This is a genomic window from Granulicatella sp. WM01 (assembly GCF_004570605.1).
Classification (GTDB): domain Bacteria; phylum Bacillota; class Bacilli; order Lactobacillales; family Aerococcaceae; genus WM01.
In genome coordinates, this window is sequence record NZ_SPPB01000103.1 from 1 (window position 1) to 2,196 (window position 2,196).

A 2,196-nucleotide genomic window follows, 5' to 3' on the forward strand; every position below is an offset into this window, starting at 1 on the left:
GTTTAAATATTTTACATATTTACGAACTCGAGTATTTTTAGTGCAAGAAAAATTATTTAAACCATCTTAATATGGGCTGAAAAGTCTATCAAATCAGTATGCTTATTGTCAAGGCACGCTCACGCTATAAACCTTGACAACTGCATACCGATTCGAAAAGAAACAATTAGCCCTATTAAGAAAAAACAACTTAATATTTGCTGGAATTTTTACTTACCAACATAATTTGACGAAGAGCCATTATTTGACGAAGAATTTGTGTTTTATGATGTGTTAAAATATAAAAAAGATGTAGAATTTATATGTAAAAAGCTACTTTATATGGGTATCATGAAATAGATATATATTATAAATGAAAATTTAATAAGAAATAGAAAAAATGAATTGACTCTGTATATAATAAATGATATTGTATAGAACAAAATATTTTTATGTATGGAGGTTGTTCTTATGTCATTATGGGAGTCAAAATTTGTTAAGGAAGGGTATACGTTTGATGATGTTTTACTTGTTCCAGCAGAAAGTCATGTGTTACCAAATGATGTTGATTTAACTGTTCAATTAGCTAACAATTTAAAGTTGAATATTCCAATTATTAGTGCGAGTATGGATACCGTAACTGACTCTAAAATGGCAATTGCTATGGCACGCCAAGGGGGCTTAGGTGTTATTCATAAAAATATGTCAATTGAGCAACAAGCTGATGAAGTCAGAAAAGTAAAACGTTCTGAAAGTGGCGTTATTCTAGATCCGTTCTTTTTAACACCCGGAAATAGTGTGAGAGAAGCAGATGCATTGATGGGACAGTATAGAATTAGTGGTGTGCCTATCGTAGATACATTGGATAATCGTAAATTAGTTGGTATTTTAACAAATCGTGATTTGAGATTTGTATCAGATTATACTATTTCAATTTCAGAAGTGATGACTAAAGAAAATTTAGTCACTGCACCTATAGGAACATCTTTAAAAGATGCTGAGCGTATTTTACAAAAACATAAGATTGAAAAATTACCGATTGTTGATGAATCAGGACGTTTGTCTGGATTGATTACAATCAAAGATATTGAAAAAGTTATTGAGTTTCCAAATGCAGCAAAAGATGAGCACGGACGTTTATTGGTGGCTGCTGCTGTTGGAGTAACAAGCGATACATTTGAGCGTGCAACAGCCTTATTAGATGCAGGAGCGGACGCTATTGTTATTGACACAGCGCATGGACATAGTGCAGGTGTTATTCGTAAAATTAAAGAAATTCGTGATACATTCCCAAATGCTACATTAATAGCAGGTAATATTGCAACTGAAGAGGGAGCACGTGCTCTATTTGAAGTTGGTGTTGATGTGGTTAAAGTAGGAATTGGGCCCGGATCAATTTGTACAACACGTGTGGTGGCTGGTGTAGGGGTTCCGCAATTAACAGCGATTTATGAAGCAGCTAAAGCGGCACGTGAATTTGGAAAAACAATTATTGCTGACGGTGGGATTAAGTATTCTGGAGATATTGTTAAGGCTTTAGCAGCTGGTGGACATGCTGTCATGTTAGGAAGTATGTTGGCAGGAACAGATGAATCTCCTGGAGAATTTGAGATTTATCAAGGACGCCGTTTCAAAACGTATCGTGGCATGGGTTCTTTAGGAGCTATGGAAAAAGGATCAAGTGACCGTTATTTCCAAGGTTCAATAAACGAAGCTAATAAGCTAGTTCCTGAAGGTATTGAAGGACGTGTAGCATACAAAGGAAGTGCATCAGATATTATTTTCCAAATGTTAGGTGGATTGCGTGCAGGTATGGGTTACGTTGGTGCACCTAATTTAAGCGAGTTACGTGAAAATGCACAGTTTATTAGAATGAGTGGAGCAGGATTAAAAGAATCTCATCCACATGATGTACATATTACAAAAGAAGCACCTAATTATTCGGTACAATAAAAAATATTAGAGTAGTCATTTTTTGTTAAAGAAGCGAGATAAAAATCTAAACCGTTTAAATGTAAAAAAGGTTTTACATTGAGGTATAGTAATGCCTAATTTAGGGTGTACAATAAATCGTGTTGGTGAACAAAAAGGTTCGCCAACACGATTATTTTTTTATAGAAAAAAGTGAAGCAAACCAGTAAACTATAAGTTGAGACAAAATAGTAAAGAGGTGCTTCACATGGATAAGAATACCAGAAAATTATTGAAATTGGAAGA

The 2,196-nt window shown here is 34.4% G+C and carries 1 protein-coding gene; it reads left to right on the forward strand.

Translation table 11 applies throughout. The features are described from left to right. Positions 1–450 precede the first annotated feature (450 nt). The gene (gene guaB, locus E4T68_RS08615; RefSeq protein WP_135126003.1) at positions 451–1,932 is read left to right on the forward strand and encodes an IMP dehydrogenase; all 1,482 of its coding nucleotides are present in this window, start codon (positions 451–453) and stop codon (positions 1,930–1,932) included. Positions 1,933–2,196 lie beyond the last annotated feature (264 nt).

Bases quoted from the DNA above. Each gene is read 5' to 3' on its own strand.
- guaB (WP_135126003.1), top strand. From the start codon at position 451: ATGTCATTATGGGAGTCAAAATTTGTTAAGGAAGGGTATACGTTTGAT.